General features: G+C 44.5%; 15 protein-coding genes. 7 read left to right on the top strand and 8 right to left on the bottom strand.

The annotated features are described in order from the left end of the window. Window positions 1-53: 53 nt before the first annotated feature. The 3 genes from AB4027_RS09885 to coaA form a co-directional block, all read right to left on the bottom strand. Entirely contained in the window at window positions 54-1046 is a 993-nt protein-coding gene (locus tag AB4027_RS09885) for a diguanylate cyclase (RefSeq protein ID WP_368645207.1), read from the bottom strand. A gap of 138 nt (window positions 1047-1184) precedes the next feature. Beyond that, window positions 1185-1472, bottom strand: a complete 288-nt coding sequence (locus AB4027_RS09890) for a DUF3221 domain-containing protein (RefSeq protein ID WP_368645208.1) — start codon at window positions 1470-1472, stop codon at window positions 1185-1187. A gap of 20 nt (window positions 1473-1492) precedes the next feature. Then, entirely contained in the window at window positions 1493-2416 is a 924-nt protein-coding gene (coaA, locus tag AB4027_RS09895) for a type I pantothenate kinase (protein WP_091488269.1), read from the bottom strand. A gap of 226 nt (window positions 2417-2642) precedes the next feature. Between coaA and mvk the strand changes: the two genes are divergently transcribed. From mvk to AB4027_RS09920, 5 genes are read left to right on the top strand one after another with little or no spacing between them, the layout of a single operon-like run. Then, window positions 2643-3596, top strand: coding sequence for a mevalonate kinase (gene mvk, locus AB4027_RS09900; protein ID WP_368645209.1), 954 nt, complete (start codon window positions 2643-2645; stop codon window positions 3594-3596). Next, window positions 3589-4569: a diphosphomevalonate decarboxylase gene (mvaD, locus tag AB4027_RS09905; RefSeq protein ID WP_368645210.1), complete on the top strand. Its 981-nt coding sequence runs from the start codon at window positions 3589-3591 to the stop codon at window positions 4567-4569. The genes mvk and mvaD overlap by 8 nt, the downstream gene beginning before the upstream one ends. Before the next feature lie 21 nt (window positions 4570-4590). Beyond that, window positions 4591-5667, top strand: a complete 1077-nt coding sequence (locus tag AB4027_RS09910) for a phosphomevalonate kinase (RefSeq protein WP_368645211.1) — start codon at window positions 4591-4593, stop codon at window positions 5665-5667. A gap of 20 nt (window positions 5668-5687) precedes the next feature. Continuing rightward, a complete protein-coding gene (gene fni, locus AB4027_RS09915) occupies window positions 5688-6749 on the top strand; it encodes a type 2 isopentenyl-diphosphate Delta-isomerase (protein WP_368645212.1) in 1062 nt (353 codons plus the stop codon). A 44-nt stretch (window positions 6750-6793) separates the two neighbouring features. Continuing rightward, window positions 6794-7297: a hypothetical protein gene (locus AB4027_RS09920; RefSeq protein ID WP_368645213.1), complete on the top strand. Its 504-nt coding sequence runs from the start codon at window positions 6794-6796 to the stop codon at window positions 7295-7297. Window positions 7298-8125: 828 nt separating this feature from the next. On the opposite strand, the gene AB4027_RS09925 is transcribed toward AB4027_RS09920, so the two are convergent. The 5 genes from AB4027_RS09925 to AB4027_RS09945 form a co-directional block, all read right to left on the bottom strand. Continuing rightward, complete coding sequence (locus tag AB4027_RS09925; RefSeq protein ID WP_368645214.1) at window positions 8126-8449, bottom strand: AzlD domain-containing protein; 324 nt, start codon at window positions 8447-8449, stop codon at window positions 8126-8128. Beyond that, a complete protein-coding gene (locus tag AB4027_RS09930) occupies window positions 8442-9143 on the bottom strand; it encodes an AzlC family ABC transporter permease (protein WP_368645215.1) in 702 nt (233 codons plus the stop codon). Before AB4027_RS09930 ends, AB4027_RS09925 begins: the two co-directional genes overlap by 8 nt. A gap of 201 nt (window positions 9144-9344) precedes the next feature. Then, window positions 9345-9701 carry an STAS/SEC14 domain-containing protein gene (locus tag AB4027_RS09935; protein ID WP_368645216.1) on the bottom strand — a complete coding sequence of 119 codons (357 nt, stop codon included), beginning with the start codon at window positions 9699-9701 and terminating at the stop codon, window positions 9345-9347. Between the two features lie 77 nt (window positions 9702-9778). Beyond that, window positions 9779-10720 carry a cation diffusion facilitator family transporter gene (locus AB4027_RS09940; protein ID WP_368645217.1) on the bottom strand — a complete coding sequence of 314 codons (942 nt, stop codon included), beginning with the start codon at window positions 10718-10720 and terminating at the stop codon, window positions 9779-9781. Between the two features lie 198 nt (window positions 10721-10918). Then, complete coding sequence (locus AB4027_RS09945; protein WP_368645218.1) at window positions 10919-12220, bottom strand: pyrimidine-nucleoside phosphorylase; 1302 nt, start codon at window positions 12218-12220, stop codon at window positions 10919-10921. Window positions 12221-12404: 184 nt separating this feature from the next. Here AB4027_RS09945 and AB4027_RS09950 point away from each other — a divergent pair, with 184 nt between their 5' ends. Next, the gene (locus AB4027_RS09950) at window positions 12405-13598 is read left to right on the top strand and encodes a glycine C-acetyltransferase (protein WP_091489556.1); all 1194 of its coding nucleotides are present in this window, start codon (window positions 12405-12407) and stop codon (window positions 13596-13598) included. Between the two features lie 89 nt (window positions 13599-13687). Then, window positions 13688-14638 carry an L-threonine 3-dehydrogenase gene (locus tag AB4027_RS09955; RefSeq protein ID WP_368645219.1) on the top strand — a complete coding sequence of 317 codons (951 nt, stop codon included), beginning with the start codon at window positions 13688-13690 and terminating at the stop codon, window positions 14636-14638. Window positions 14639-14789: the final 151 nt, after the last annotated feature.

Genomic DNA, 14789 nt, shown 5'->3' on the forward strand with positions numbered 1-14789 from the left:
TTACAGGTTGATCAGTGATAAGGAATGACCTGTTATCTCATCATATGTTTCTTTTAATCGGATAACACATCATTTTTTCCATTTTGCTTGACTTTATATAGTAGTCTGTCTGCACGGTTAAAGAGCTGGCTTACCGTTTCGTTCCCCATATATTCAGCTACCCCCGAACTGCTCGTCACTTCAGCAGGTTCACTGAACTCACGCTCATTAAATTTCACGCGGATCTCTTCTGCCATTTCAAGCGCTTCTCTCTTTTTGACATCCGGCAAGACGATCAGAAATTTTCCGCCCTCGAACGTCCCGGCAAACTGATCCGGCTGAAGCGTTTCTTTTATGACTCCGGCCGCTTCTTTTATGACTTCATCTCCAAATAAGGGGCCAAACAAGGCATTCTGGTGTTCAAGATTGTCGATATCCAGGATGATCATAGATACGGTCTTCTTGTTCTGCTTATTGACGTCGGATATGACTTGCCCCAGCCTCACAAGGATATTGGAACGGTTGAATAAGCCCGTCAGTTTATCCTGTTTTGACAGCTGGGCCCATTCTTTGTTTTCTTTCATCAGTTCCTGTTTTTCCGCTTCGTAATTTGTCACATCAAAGACGATACCGGCCAGAAACAAAGGTTCGCCGCTTTCAGAACGCTGTGTGACTGTCCCACGGTCATAATACGTTTTGTAAGACCCGTCTTTTGCTTGTATACGATATTTTACTTCCCAGACCGGAATTTTTCCTGCCAGATGATTCTGCATCATCTGCATGACAAAATCGTAGTCTTCCGGATGCAGACGATCGGTAAAGAACTGAAAGTCCACAAACTCCGGAAGTTCTTCTTTTTTGAAGCCCAGTGCTTCTGCTTTCTTCGGATTGAAGGTCACTTTGTTCTCTTTAAAATCCCAGAACCAATGCCCTAAATTTCCGATCCAGGAAAATTCCAGTGAATCCTGATCCTGCTGCAGTTTGAGGAGCTCTTTATTCAATCGCTTTACAGCTTCCAACTCATTTTTCAAGCGTTCGATTTCTCTCTGCTGATCCATATCCGCCATCTCCTCGTCTCCTTTTTCTTAAGTATAATACAGGTGACTCGTGTTTTATATCCTGTATCCAAAGCTTTTTTATTTATGATGACAATAGTCACAAAATCGTCATACTTTCCGGGACGATACACTCTTATGACGGTTTGATCAGTCTATGCGTTCGATTTCAATAAGATTTATCTGTAGAGGGAAGCTTTCCATAACTGGTCCTTCATGCCTGACCCTTACCCGATCCCCTATTTCGAGGTCCATGTCTTCTTCAACAGAAATGCTCACTTCGGTTCCTGAACGTCTGATGTCTTCACCTTCAGCAGGTTCAATAACAACACTCTGATCATCGATACGGATAACGGTGCCTTCAAAGGTCTCTCCAGACTGACAGCCGGCAAGAAGGAACAGGAACAACAGGATAAAAGCAGTTAAGACTCTTTTCATTTTAATCCCCCTCAAACTGATCAATGTTTTTTCAGCAGCAGCTGATCGATAAAGTGATCGGTGGTTTTGTGCAGGATCATATCCGCCCGAAAACGGGTTGGCAGGATGAATTCTTCCAGATTCTTCAGGTTGACTTTTTTCCATACACCGCGTGCCATCTCGAAAGCTTCTTTCTTATCTCCAATGGCATATGGATAGTAATAGTTCGAAGGATCCGTGAAGGCCGTTTTCAGCAGCAGCCCGAACCGCTCAAGATACCAGTTCTCGATCTTGGCTGGTTCTGCATCCACATAAAAGCTGAAATCGAAAAAATCGCTGACAAAGATTTTTTCATTGGTCGGTAGCTGCAGCACATTGATCCCTTCAACGATCAGAATATCAGGCTGGTCGATGATTTCAAATTTATCTGGAACGATATTGTATAGACGGTGGGAATAGAGCGGCACTTCGATGTTCCTTCTGCCGCTTTTGACGTCACCCATGAAACTGATGAGACGGTGCATGTCATAACTTTCAGGAAAGCCTTTACGGTTCAGGATGCCACGTTCTTTCAAGACTTCATTGGGATAAAGGAAACCGTCCGTCGTGATGAGACTGACTTTCTGATCTGGATAGGCACGTGCCATCATTGCCTGGAGAAAACGGGCCAGAGTGCTTTTTCCCACAGCCACACTTCCGGCTATCCCGATGATGTAGGGATCTTTCTTGTGCGGCTTGCTTAAAAAGCGTTTTATTTCATCTTGTCTTTCATGGTAGTGCTTGATATATTTATTCAGGATCTCAAGGATAGGCAGATAAATTTCTTTCACATCCATAACAGAAACGTTGTCGTTTAAAGAACGCAATGCTTCCACTTCCGTGTCTGTCAGCATCATTTTTTTGTTTTTATTTAACTCTTTCCACTCTTCGCGGTTGATTATATAAAAGGAATCAGATTCTTTCATGCGGTTACCTCCGCTCTCGTCGTATTTATCTTACACAGTTTACCAAATCTCTATCCGCTTTCACAATACTCATTGACAAACTTGGAGGATTAATCTTTAACGAATCTTTAAGTGCCCCTGTTATGATAAAATAGAAAACAGGATGATTCTGTCCTTATTATGAATAGCCGTTTTCTAAATTAACCGTTTGACCATACATATAAACTATACATCTCGAGGTGACTCTATGAAGACTTTAAACAAAAGCGCCACAGGAAAAGCACACGGTAAAATCATTCTGATCGGTGAACATGCCGTTGTTTATGGTGAGCCGGCGATCGCTTTTCCTTTTAAAGCTGCGCCTGTAAAGGTAAAAATAAATAAAACAGAAACACTTACCATGATTGCATCGAGTTATTACTCGGGACCCTTGAACGAAGCCCCCGACGTGCTCGCAAATATAAAACTATTACTTGAAACGATCGGCCATGACTTAGATCAGCCTGTGGAAAATTTATCCATCACCATAACCAGTTGTATCCCAGCTGAGAGAGGTATGGGTTCGAGTGCAGCCGTTGCAAATGCATTCGTTCGAGCACTTTTCAATTATTTCAATACGCCACTGGATAAAGAGCGACTTCTTTATTATGTCGATATTTCCGAGAAAATCGCACATGGGAATCCCAGCGGTATAGATGCCCGAGTGACAGGCAGTGAGTTCCCTGTCTTCTATAAAAAAGGCAGCACGTTTGAAGCCCTTTCTATTCATTTGTCCGGTTATCTGATTGCTGCAGACACTGGGGTCAAAGGTCGGACAGGTGAAGCGGTCGCTGACGTGGCACGGTGCGTTGAAGAACGTCCAGAACAGACGATGGAGACGATCAGAACCATCGGTCAGCTTACCCTGCAGGCAAAAGATGCTCTTGCCCATAATGCTCTGGAACATTTAGGCAGGCTGCTGACTCAGGCACATAGCATGCTGCAGAAGTTAACAGTAAGTGACGACACACTGGATCATCTTGTCGAGACGGCCATCCAGTCTGGCGCATTAGGCGCTAAGTTGACCGGGGGAGGCCGGGGCGGCTGTATGATCGCCTTGGCTCAATCAGAACAAAAGGCAAAAATCATCGCAGACAAACTTTTGGAACAGGGAGCTGTCAATACCTGGATCCATGCGTTAGGAGAAGATAACAATGAGTAACTGGGTACGCGCACACACAAATATCGCTTTAATCAAATACTGGGGCAAAAAAGATGAAGAGCTGATCATCCCTATGAACAATTCGCTTTCTTTAACACTGGACGCTTTCTATACCGATACACGCGTCACATTCGATGATGCACTGACAGCCGATGAACTGTATCTGGATGACATGCTGCAGGATTTTACAGCGCTGAAAAAAGTAAAAACTGTTCTGGATCTAGTGAGAGAAAAAGCAGGAATCAGGTCAAAAGCGAAAGTTGAAAGCTATAATCACGTACCGACAGCTGCCGGTCTGGCCTCTTCAGCCTCAGGACTGGCCGCACTGGCCGGTGCAGCCAGTCTGGCGGCTGGTCTGGAACTGTCTTCAGTCGAACTTTCCAGACTGGCCCGCAGAGGTTCAGGATCGGCCTCACGGAGCATATACGGCGGCTTTGCTGAATGGCAGAAAGGGTCAAGCGACGAGACCTCCTTTGCTGTGCCGGTAGACGATGCAGACTGGGACATAGGCATGCTGTTCATTGTGGTGAGCGACAAGAAAAAAGACGTGTCGAGCCGCGAAGGTATGTCACGGACTGTCCGGACGTCTCCTTTTTATCAGGGCTGGCTGGATTCCCTGGAGGAAGATTTGAACGCTATGAAACAGGCTATCAAGAAACAGGACATTGATAAAGTCGGCGTCATCGCAGAACAGAATGCCTTAAAAATGCACGCCACGACATTGGGGGCAAAACCGCCCTTTACCTACTGGTCTCCTGACAGCGTGAAAGCAATGGATTCAGTTAGAGCACTGCGGGAACAAGGTTATTCCGTATATTTCACTATGGATGCCGGGCCAAATGTCAAACTGATCTGCAGACAGTCCCAGCTTGACGAAATAAGGACACATTTACTTAGTAACTTTACTGAATCGCAGCTTATTGCAGCGAGACCCGGCCCCGGGCTTCACGTAGTGACGGGCCCTGAGCTTTAATCACAAGGGAAAGGTGACGAAATGAAGCAGACACAAAACAAAGCACCAGGAAAACTTTTTATTGCCGGTGAATATGCCGTTGTCGAGCCCGGATATCCCGCTGTCATCGTCGCTGTTGACCGGTTCATTACTGTTTCGGTCTCCCCTTCCAATGGGCCGTCCGGAACGATCACTTCCCCGACTCTATCTGACGAAACACTGCAGTGGCGGCGCAACGGTCAGCGGATACTGCTTGAAGGGGCGAATGAAAAAGCTGATATCCTTTTAAAAACAATGGAAATGACCGAACGATACTTAATAGAGCAAAGTTGTGCTCTCCCTTATTATGACTTGGTCATAGAAAGCACTTTGGACAGCCCGGACGGCAGGAAATACGGGCTGGGGTCCAGCGGTGCAGTGACAGTCGCCGCAGCAAAAGCGTTACTGGAGTCTGCTGGCATTACGCTCAGTGATGAAAAAGTATTTAAACTCGCTGCTGCCGTTCATGTCTCCTTAAAAAGCAGAGGTTCACTGGGAGATCTAGCGGCAGCGGCTTACACAGGCTGGATCGCCTACTCCAGTCCGGATAAGCACTGGATAAAGAGGCAGCTGGATCAGGTCAACCTCTCTGCTCTGATCGGACAGCCATGGCCGGAACTTAGGATCGAGCGCTTGCCTGCCCCGTCATCTCTTCAGCTTCTCGTTGGCTGGACCGGCCATCCCGCCTCCACAGAATCCTATGTCACTTCGGTCCATCAGGAGCGTGAGAAGATAAGTTACCAGGCTTTTTTAAATGAAAGTAAGGCCTGCGTGGCAGATCTGATAAAAGGAATCAAAACGGATGAAAGTGATCAGATAAAAGATGCTGTGCGTCACAACCGTGAGCTCCTGCTTAAGATGAGCCAAGCAAAAGAGATCGTTCTAGAAACATCGCTGCTCGCCCGCCTCAATCGTATTGCAGAAAAAAATGGAGCAGCTGCTAAAACATCTGGAGCCGGTGGTGGGGACTGTGGTATCGCCTTAGTTGGGACCCCCCAGCAGAAAAAGCACATCTTTTCAGAGTGGCGGGCGAGTCATATTGAACCGCTGTCTCTTACCGTGTATGATAAACATAATTGACAAAGTCTGGAGTGTGCCTTATGCCGAAAACCAATAACCGAAAAAATGAACATGTCTCGTTATCCGAAAAATTTTATGACAAAGGAGATTCCTCTTTTAAAGATGTCTCCTTCGTTCACCATTCTTTCCCTCAATGTGATGTGAAAGATATCTCTCTGAACGTTACTTTAGAGGGTCTGCATTTTTCCTCTCCCTTTTTCATCAATGCAATGTCTGGTGGCAGTGCGTGGACTGGAAAAGTCAATGAAAAGCTCGCTTTGATCGCGAGAGAAACGGACCTTGCGATGGCTACGGGATCAGTCAGTGCAGCACTCAAAGATCCGTCTCAAGCTGATACCTTCCGAATCGTCCGTAAGACAAATCCTAATGGGCTGGTATTTGCCAATCTAGGTGCTGGACACGGTCTGGAAAATGCCAAACGAGCCGTTGATCTGCTTGATGCCAATGCTCTTCAAATTCATTTAAATGCTCCGCAGGAAATCGTCATGCCTGAAGGTGACCGTGAATTTTCAGAGTGGATAGACAATGTACAGTCTATCGTTGAGGGGTTAGGGGTACCCGTTATTGTGAAGGAAGTCGGCTTTGGCATGTCCAGAGAAACTGTCGAATTGCTGGAATCGATCGGTGTAAGCCTGATCGACATCAGTGGAAAAGGCGGGACGAATTTTGCTCAGATAGAAAATTACCGTAGAAAAGATTTCAAACTGGACGACTTAGAAGCGTGGGGACAGTCGACTGCGGTATCTCTGCTTGAAGCACAGGAAAGTGTCAGTCAAGCTTCCATCATCGCATCCGGCGGGATCAGACGTCCAATGGAAATCGTCAAAGCTTTGGCACTTGGTGCATCTGTCAGTGGCCTATCCAGTCAGATCATGCATATGGCTTTGGATGATGTTGACGAAACTATTTTGACTTTGACTCAATGGAAAGATGAAATAAAACGTATCATGACTTTGCTTGGTGCCACATCTGTCAGTGATCTACAAAAGACTGATCTGATCATTGGCGGAGAGACAGCGGAATGGTGCGACGCCCGGAATATAGATAAACGCCATTATGCATTCCGATCAAACAGCAGATGACTGTACTCAGCGACTACACAGCATGCACATAAAGAAGGCTGATCATGAATAATCCTACAAACACAACGCATCTATTTAAATATTTCTGGCTGCCTCTCTACGTCCTTCTTCAGCTGACATGGGGAGGCTTTCAGTCTCTGGCAGGTCTGGTTCTGTTTCTTTTTCATCTTCGTTCGCCTCACGACTTTTTTCATGGAAGTATCCGCACAAAATGGTCCTCATTTAACGGCATTTCTCTCGGCCTGTTTATCTTTACGCCCAATGAGGAAGACTCGGACTTACTTAAGCGGAAGAAAAACAGCAGATCGTTGCTTAAAGACCAGTGTGACCGGATATCGGTCCATGAATACGGTCATACCTATCAGTCGTTGATCCTCGGTCCTTTATACCTTCTTATCATAGGGACCGTCTCCTGGTCCTGGGCCCGTACGAAACGATACAGGGATCTTCGCAAGATTTACGGTGTGCCTTATTCTTTCTGCTGGACAGAAGCTTGGGCAAATAGACTTGGCGAGTGGATTTTAAAGGAACCGTCGATTACACATTAATGCAAAAACATAAGTGGAACAAAGAGTGCTGAGCCCCCCTATTTTCTAACTCATACCTTAGTCGATAACTGCTGAAGCATCAGTTCGCGGCTACGGTAGCGAATCAGCACAAGATAATCGCAGATGCCTTTTGGAGCACGTTTACGAAAAAACATTAGGACACAGGAAAGAGGGGGGACTTTTTGCCCACCCTCTTTCCTGTGTTTAGCCAAGGCAACGTAGTCTTCCAGCGTTATTGTGACCAGTTCGATGACGTCCAGTCTTCAGAAGTATTCTCAATAACCGTTTAGTGACCAGTTTAGGCTGGGATTTCTCAGGAACTGGTCTCAATAACCGTTTAGTGACCAGTTTACGACGGGTTTCTTCAGGAACTGGTTGCAATAACCGTTTAGTGACTAGTTTTAGGCTGGGATTTCTCAGGAACTGGTCTCAATAACCGTTTAGTGACCAGTTTACGACGGGATTTCACAGGAACTGGTCTCAATAACCGTTTAGTGACTAGTTTAGGCTGGGATTTCTCAGGAACTGGTCCCAACAGCAGTTCAGAAACCAGTTAAAGCAATCCTCCAAGCCAGTTGCTTTTGTAAAGCACATGCAGTCAGCAGAATGGTTTTTCTGGAACAGTTCTTAAGAAAAGTAAGAAGGCTGGGAGATTGTTTCCCCAGCCTTCTTTTCTTTTTGAACATCTGCTCTTTTTCCTTTTCCTGTACAGCCGCTTTCTGACCACTTAGCCCCCCGTATTACTCGGTATCCCAAGAGCATAAATTGACCTGTAACAGAGCGGTCTTCCACAGTGAAATAATGTAATAGTTCCTTGTTCTTCTCCTCTTAAAAGAGTATGTAAAACACAGTCATTAAGAGAACGCCTGTAACCATTGACCACAACAGACTTTTTGTCTTGTATGCCACTACAAATACTAGTATAGAAGGAATCAGCTTTATATTACGGAAGGGGTGCAGGGAAAAAGAACTTTCCCAGAAAAAGACGTCTGAAGCGACTAAAGCTGCAAAAATCGATACAGGAATAAAGGACATCCAGCGACTGAATGACGGGGATATCTCTTTCTTACTCAAAAGCAGCAGTGGGAAAAATCGTGGAATAAATGTAACGATGGCCATTCCTAGTATCAGCACCAGTGATTCACTACTCATTTGCCTTCACTCCTCCTTCTACTGCATTATTTTCCAGATAATAACCTATAAACGATGCCAGAACTGTGGCAATGACTAAAGCAATGTTATGTTTAAGTACTGCGGTAAACACGACGGACAACACGACCGAAACGATCCCGGCAATAATGTGTGCTTTTGAAACAAACTGCATGACCATCATGCAGATAAACATAGCGATCAGTGCATAATTCATGATCAGTGTGTTGATCGTGAACTGACTGCCGATGATGCCGCCTAATACAGTACTCAAACTCCATGCAGAATAGTTGAATAAATTGGTTATCAACGCTTCATTTGCTGTCCAGTCGTCTCCCTGGAACCGGGAATAATTGATGCCGAAGGACTCGTCAGACAGCGTATGACCGAAAAGCCCCAGAAAACTCATAGGTTTGTTTTTAACGTATTTCGAAATGCTCGCTGACATCAATATATGTCTTAAATTGAGAAAAAAGACCATGAGGATAATGGATGGGACGGCTGCCCCGAAGGCCACCATGCTCCCGGCTAAAAATTGAGCGGCGCCCGCATAAACGAGGGCACTCATGAGGAAGATAGCCAGCACACTGAAGCCTGCATCATATAAAACGATACCACAGGCAATGCCTAACGCAAGGTAACTGGCCATGATCGGCAGCCCTGCTTTCATTCCACTCAACACCGTATCGTTTTTCATCTACCTTTCCCCTTTCTTGTGTTCATTTGAATAAATGTTATATCAGTATAGCATATCCTTTCCTTTCTATTAACGATAAAAGAGATACGACGAATACTTAATGTATTCTGCCATACCTCTCTCCTCTTAATGCTATACTTAAGAAGCTGTCATACGACTGGTCATAAGCGGTATTCATTCAGTCGTTTTCTTTATCTGTTGTCAACTTACCCACACTTTGGCTTGCTCTTTTTCTTCAGGATCAAACTGTCTGACCTCTACTTGAGGCATATACTTCACAAGTTTTTCGCCTATTTCCGCCCACTTCTTGTCACTTACCATCGCAACTTTATCAAAGTCATCTAAATGAGACGTGTCAAATTTTATGTCTTTGATCAACCCATCTATGGTGTAATTCAGACTTCTGATTTCCATCAAAAGATTCAGTTTATCCTTATTGATCAGATTTTCTTTTTTCTGCTTGAAATAGGCTTCAAAATCCTTAATATCCTCTTCAGTGACTTCTCCATCGATTTCCACTTCAATAACATAGGGTAAATCATTTGTTCTGATCATCATCACTTTAGTTCCTCCTTTAGTTCCTCTCTACCTTTCTGATCACTTAATTATATTTTCCCCTTGAGGCTATGTGGTCTCTAATTCTGGGAAAGACCTTTTCTGTCAAGTTCTTCCTTATCCGTTATTATTTCAATGGTAACATGCTCTTTCACATTGTTTTCACGAGCAAGTTTCCTGATAATTTCTTTAACCTTCTGTCTCTTTTTTATATCTGTAGACTCCATTAACACCGTGACAACGAGGGCATTCTCTTCTCCATCTATTGACCAAATATGGAAGTCCGATATAGCTTTTACATCCGTTATCTTTTCTATGGTTTCTACAATAACTTTAACATCAGCCTCTTCAGGCACTCTATTCAGCAATATTTTCATCGTATTCAAGAATTGTGGTACTGTCAGGTAAAAAATGTACAAGGCGATGACTATGGATAATATAGGATCCAATCGATATAAATCTGTATAACGCATGACGATACTGACGACGAGTACCCCCACCCACCCTAAGACATCTTCAAGCATATGGAGACTCAATACACTTTCGTTTTTAGAAGAACCTTGGCGTAAAAGGACAGTAGCGTAGCCATTCAAAAGGATGGCCACAAGAGAAAGCCAGATCATTCCGGTGACATCGACTGGTTGAGGGTCTATAAGGCGGGGAACACTTCTATATATAATGAAGACTGATCCACTAAGTAACACAACCGCTGTGATCAGCGCCCCAAGTAAAGAAAAACGGCTGTAGCCGAAGGTATACGTGTTGTTTCTCTCTTTTTCTGAATATTTCTGGAAAAACCAGGCAAAACCTGTAGATATTGCATCGCCCAAATCATGAAGAGCATCAGACATGATAGCGATACTGTTGAAAATAAAACCGAAAACAAACTCAACGATTGAAAAAGCAAGGTTGATAAAGAAAACGATGCTGATATTCTTTTTCGCCTGATTCTGATTTCCTGATGACTGGGTGTGATCATTGCCAGCAACTTCCGACGATTTAGTGTTTTCTTTGTCCTCCACAGTTTATCCTCCTTCCACATTGTCGGTTCTTGAAACTAACTGTATTATCAGATTATCATGTCCCGTCTATTTTTTAAATCAATACGTTTCGTGACAGGCGTTATCTTAGTTCGATTGGGTACAAAAAAGAGACTTGCCGTGATGAATAAACGCATCACGGTAAGTCTCTCATTACGTATTTATACTACACACGGTGTGTTACTGGATGATTTCGTGGATCAGTGTTGGCGCTGTCGCTTCTTCAGAAATCTTGATGTTTTCTCTGACTTTACTGATGACATCTTCAGAGATTTCTTTGTTGGAATAAAGAGTCACTAATGCCTCACCATTTTCTACTGAATCCCCGATTTTCTTGTGCATATATAGTCCAGCGGCTAAATCGATCTGGCTTTCTTTAGTTTCACGGCCAGCTCCCAGCATCATTGCAGTAATACCGATCTGGTCCGCAACGATTTCAGAAACTTTCCCTGATTCTTCAGCTGTGACATCTTGAGAATACTTCGCTTTAGGGAGGATGCCGTCCGGATCATCGGCAACCGATGCATCACCGCCCTGAGCCGCAATAAATGTTCTGAATGCATCCAGTGCTTTGCCGTTATGCAGGTTCTCTTCAAGAGCCTCGCGTGCTTCATCCAGCGAAGAACCGACGCCGCCTAAATAAGCCATCTGACTGCCTAAAACAAGACAGAGTTCTGTTAAATCTTCAGGTCCGTGACCTTTCAGTGTGTCGATCGCTTCTTTCACTTCCAAACCATTGCCGATCGCGTTACCCAAAGGCTGGCTCATGTCAGAGATGACTGCCATCGTGTTTCTGCCGACAGCTTCTCCGATATTGACCATGGTTTCAGCCAGTTCTTTCGCCTGTTCGACACTCTTCATGAAGGCACCGGCACCTGTTTTGACATCTAAAACGATGGCATCGGCTCCTGCCGCGATTTTCTTGCTCATGATGGAACTTGCGATCAGCGGGATCGATTCGACTGTGCTTGTCACATCACGCAAAGCATACAATTTTTTATCCGCAGGCGTCAGATTGCCTGACTGACCGACTACTGCCACTTTGTTCTGATTCACTAATTCAACGAATCTCTCCTGAGAGACTTCCACGTCAAAACCAGGTACCGCTTCCAGTTTATCGATCGTTCCACCTGTGTGACCCAGTCCGCGACCACTCATTTTAGCTACCGGTACACCTACACTTGCCACTAAAGGTGCTAGAACCAGTGTTGTTGTATCGCCTACACCACCTGTTGAGTGTTTGTCTACTTTAACGCCTTCAATCGGTGACAGATCGATCTGGTCGCCGGATTCTACCATTGCCATAGTCAATGCACTGCGTTCGTCATTATTCATACCGTTGAAATAAATGGCCATGGCCATCGCACTCATCTGATAATCAGGGATATCTTCGGATGTATAGTGTTCGATCATCCATTTGATTTCATCTTCAGTTAACGTCTGGTTGTGCTGTTTCTTCTCAATCAAGTCGATCATTCGCATACGTTGTTCACTCCTAATCATTTACTTATAGTTTATAGTTTATCATACAATCGCGAAAGAATAAGGTAATTTGACTAAGTATTGATAAGAATATTCCAATAATCCCTATCATGACTACACGATTATATAAAAGAGTGGTAAAATCAAGAATGAAGGTCAAACCAATCATAAAGGGAGAGATTTCATGACTAGTCAAAAATTGAACACCTTTTTAGAAGAAAATCTGCAGGACCTTAAAGATAATGGTCTGTATAATGAGATCGACGTGCTGGACGGTCCAAACGGTGCGGAAATCAGTATAAACGGAAAAAAACTGATCAATATGTCATCAAACAATTATTTAGGTTTTGCAAATGATGAGCGTTTAAAAGCTAAAGCCAATGAAGCAACAGACATTTATGGCGTCGGTGCAGGTGCTGTACGTACCATCAACGGCACCCAGGCTATCCATGAAGAACTTGAAGATAAAATCGCCGCATTCAAGCATACTGAAGCAGCCGTTGCTTTCCAGTCCGGCTTCAACTGTAACATGGGTGCCATTTCAGCAGTCATGAACAAAAATGATGCCATTCTGTCAGACGAACTGAACCATGCGTCCATCATCGATGGCTGCCGCCTGTCGGGTGCCAAAGTTATCCGAGTCAAACACCAGGACATGGATGACCTGAGAGCTAAAGCAAAAGAAGCGGTGGAAAGCGGTCAGTACGAGAAAATCATGTACATCACTGACGGCGTCTTTTCTATGGACGGCGACGTGGCTAAACTTCCGGAAATCGTTGAAGTCGCTGAAGAATTCGACTTGATCACTTATGTCGACGATGCTCACGGATCAGGCGTTATGGGTAAAGGAGCCGGAACAGTCAAGCACTTCGGTCTTCAGGATAAAATCGACTTCCAGATGGGCACACTGTCTAAAGCTGTCGGCGTTGTCGGCGGGTACGTTGCCGGAACTCAAAACCTGATCGACTGGCTGAAAGTCCGTGCACGTCCGTTCCTGTTTTCAACATCACTCACTCCGGGTGCTTCTGCTGCGTGTATCGAAGCCATCGACATCATGTCAAACTCTACTGAAGAAAACGAACGCCTTTGGGAAAATGGCCGTTATCTTAAAGAAGGATTGAAAAACTTAGGCTTCAACATCGGCAATTCAGAAACACCGATCACACCATGTATCCTCGGTGAAGAGAAGTTGACACAGACTTTCTCCAAACGTCTGACTGAAGAAGGCGTTTATGCTAAGTCTATCGTCTTCCCAACCGTTCCACGCGGGACAGGTCGTGTCAGAAACATGCCAAGTGCCGCTCATACAAAAGACATGCTGGACCAGGTTCTGGCCACTTATAAAAAAGTCGGTAAAGAACTGGACGTCATAAAATAAACGAATAGAACTGAGCGAAAGAGAAACGAACGGAGCTGTTCTTTCTCTTTCTTCTCGTGTTTTAAAAAATAATTGTCGGAGGTTTTTTTGTGAAGAAAATTTTAATTACAGGTGCTCTAGGTCAAATCGGATCCGAGCTTACGTTAAAACTAAGAGAATCCTATGGTATGGATAATGTCGTCGCAACGGATATCAAAGCACCAGAAGATTCAAAAGTCGTTTCAGAAGGTATTTTCGAAAAGCTCGACGTGACCGATGCAGACCGCATGAACGAACTGGTTGAAAAATATGATGTGGATACGCTTATCCATTTGGCTGCTTTACTCTCTGCCGTGGCCGAGGCTAAACCAAAACTTGCCTGGGATCTGAACATGGGTGGATTACTTAACGCATTGGAAGTGTCCCGTGAACATAATCTGAAATTCTTCACCCCAAGTTCCATTGGTGCTTTTGGTCCAGAGACACCAAAAGACCAGACACCGCAAGTAACGATCCAGCGTCCCACGACCATGTATGGCGTCACAAAAGTCAGCGGCGAGCTGCTAGGTGATTACTACTACCAGAAATTCGGCGTAGATACGCGCAGTGTCCGCTTCCCGGGACTGATCTCCCATGCGACATTGCCAGGCGGTGGAACGACCGATTACGCTGTTGATATCTATTACGAAGCATTAAAAAACAACACTTATACTTCTTTCATTGCTGAAGGGACGTATATGGACATGATGTATATGTCTGATGCCGTCGATCTCATCATTCAGCTGATGGAAGCGCCAAGTGACCAGCTAAAAAACCGCAATGCCTACAACGTGAGTGCCATGAGCATCGCACCTGAGGACATTGAGCGCGAAATCAAGAAACATATCCCTGACTTCGAACTGACCTATGATGTGGATCCTGTCAGACAAGGCATCGCAGAATCATGGCCGAACGCCATCGATACGTCGGCCGCTCAAGAACAATGGGGTTTTTCTCCAAAATATGATTTAGAAAAAATGACAGCAGACATGCTGGAACAACTGAAGAAAAAAGAACTTTAATCAGAAAGACTGTTTTTCCTGCTTGAGTATATCTCGGCAGGTAAAAACAGTCTTTTTGTTTATTAAGATGTAGAAGGCGGCCTGATGCCGCCTTCTTTCGTTATGAATTTCAGGAAGTAGTTGTTTATTGCAGGAACTAAGAGTGACTAGC

The sequence above is a fragment of the Alkalibacterium putridalgicola genome (assembly GCF_040959045.1).
In the GTDB taxonomy this organism is placed as follows: Bacteria; Bacillota; Bacilli; order Lactobacillales; family Carnobacteriaceae_A; genus Alkalibacterium; species Alkalibacterium putridalgicola.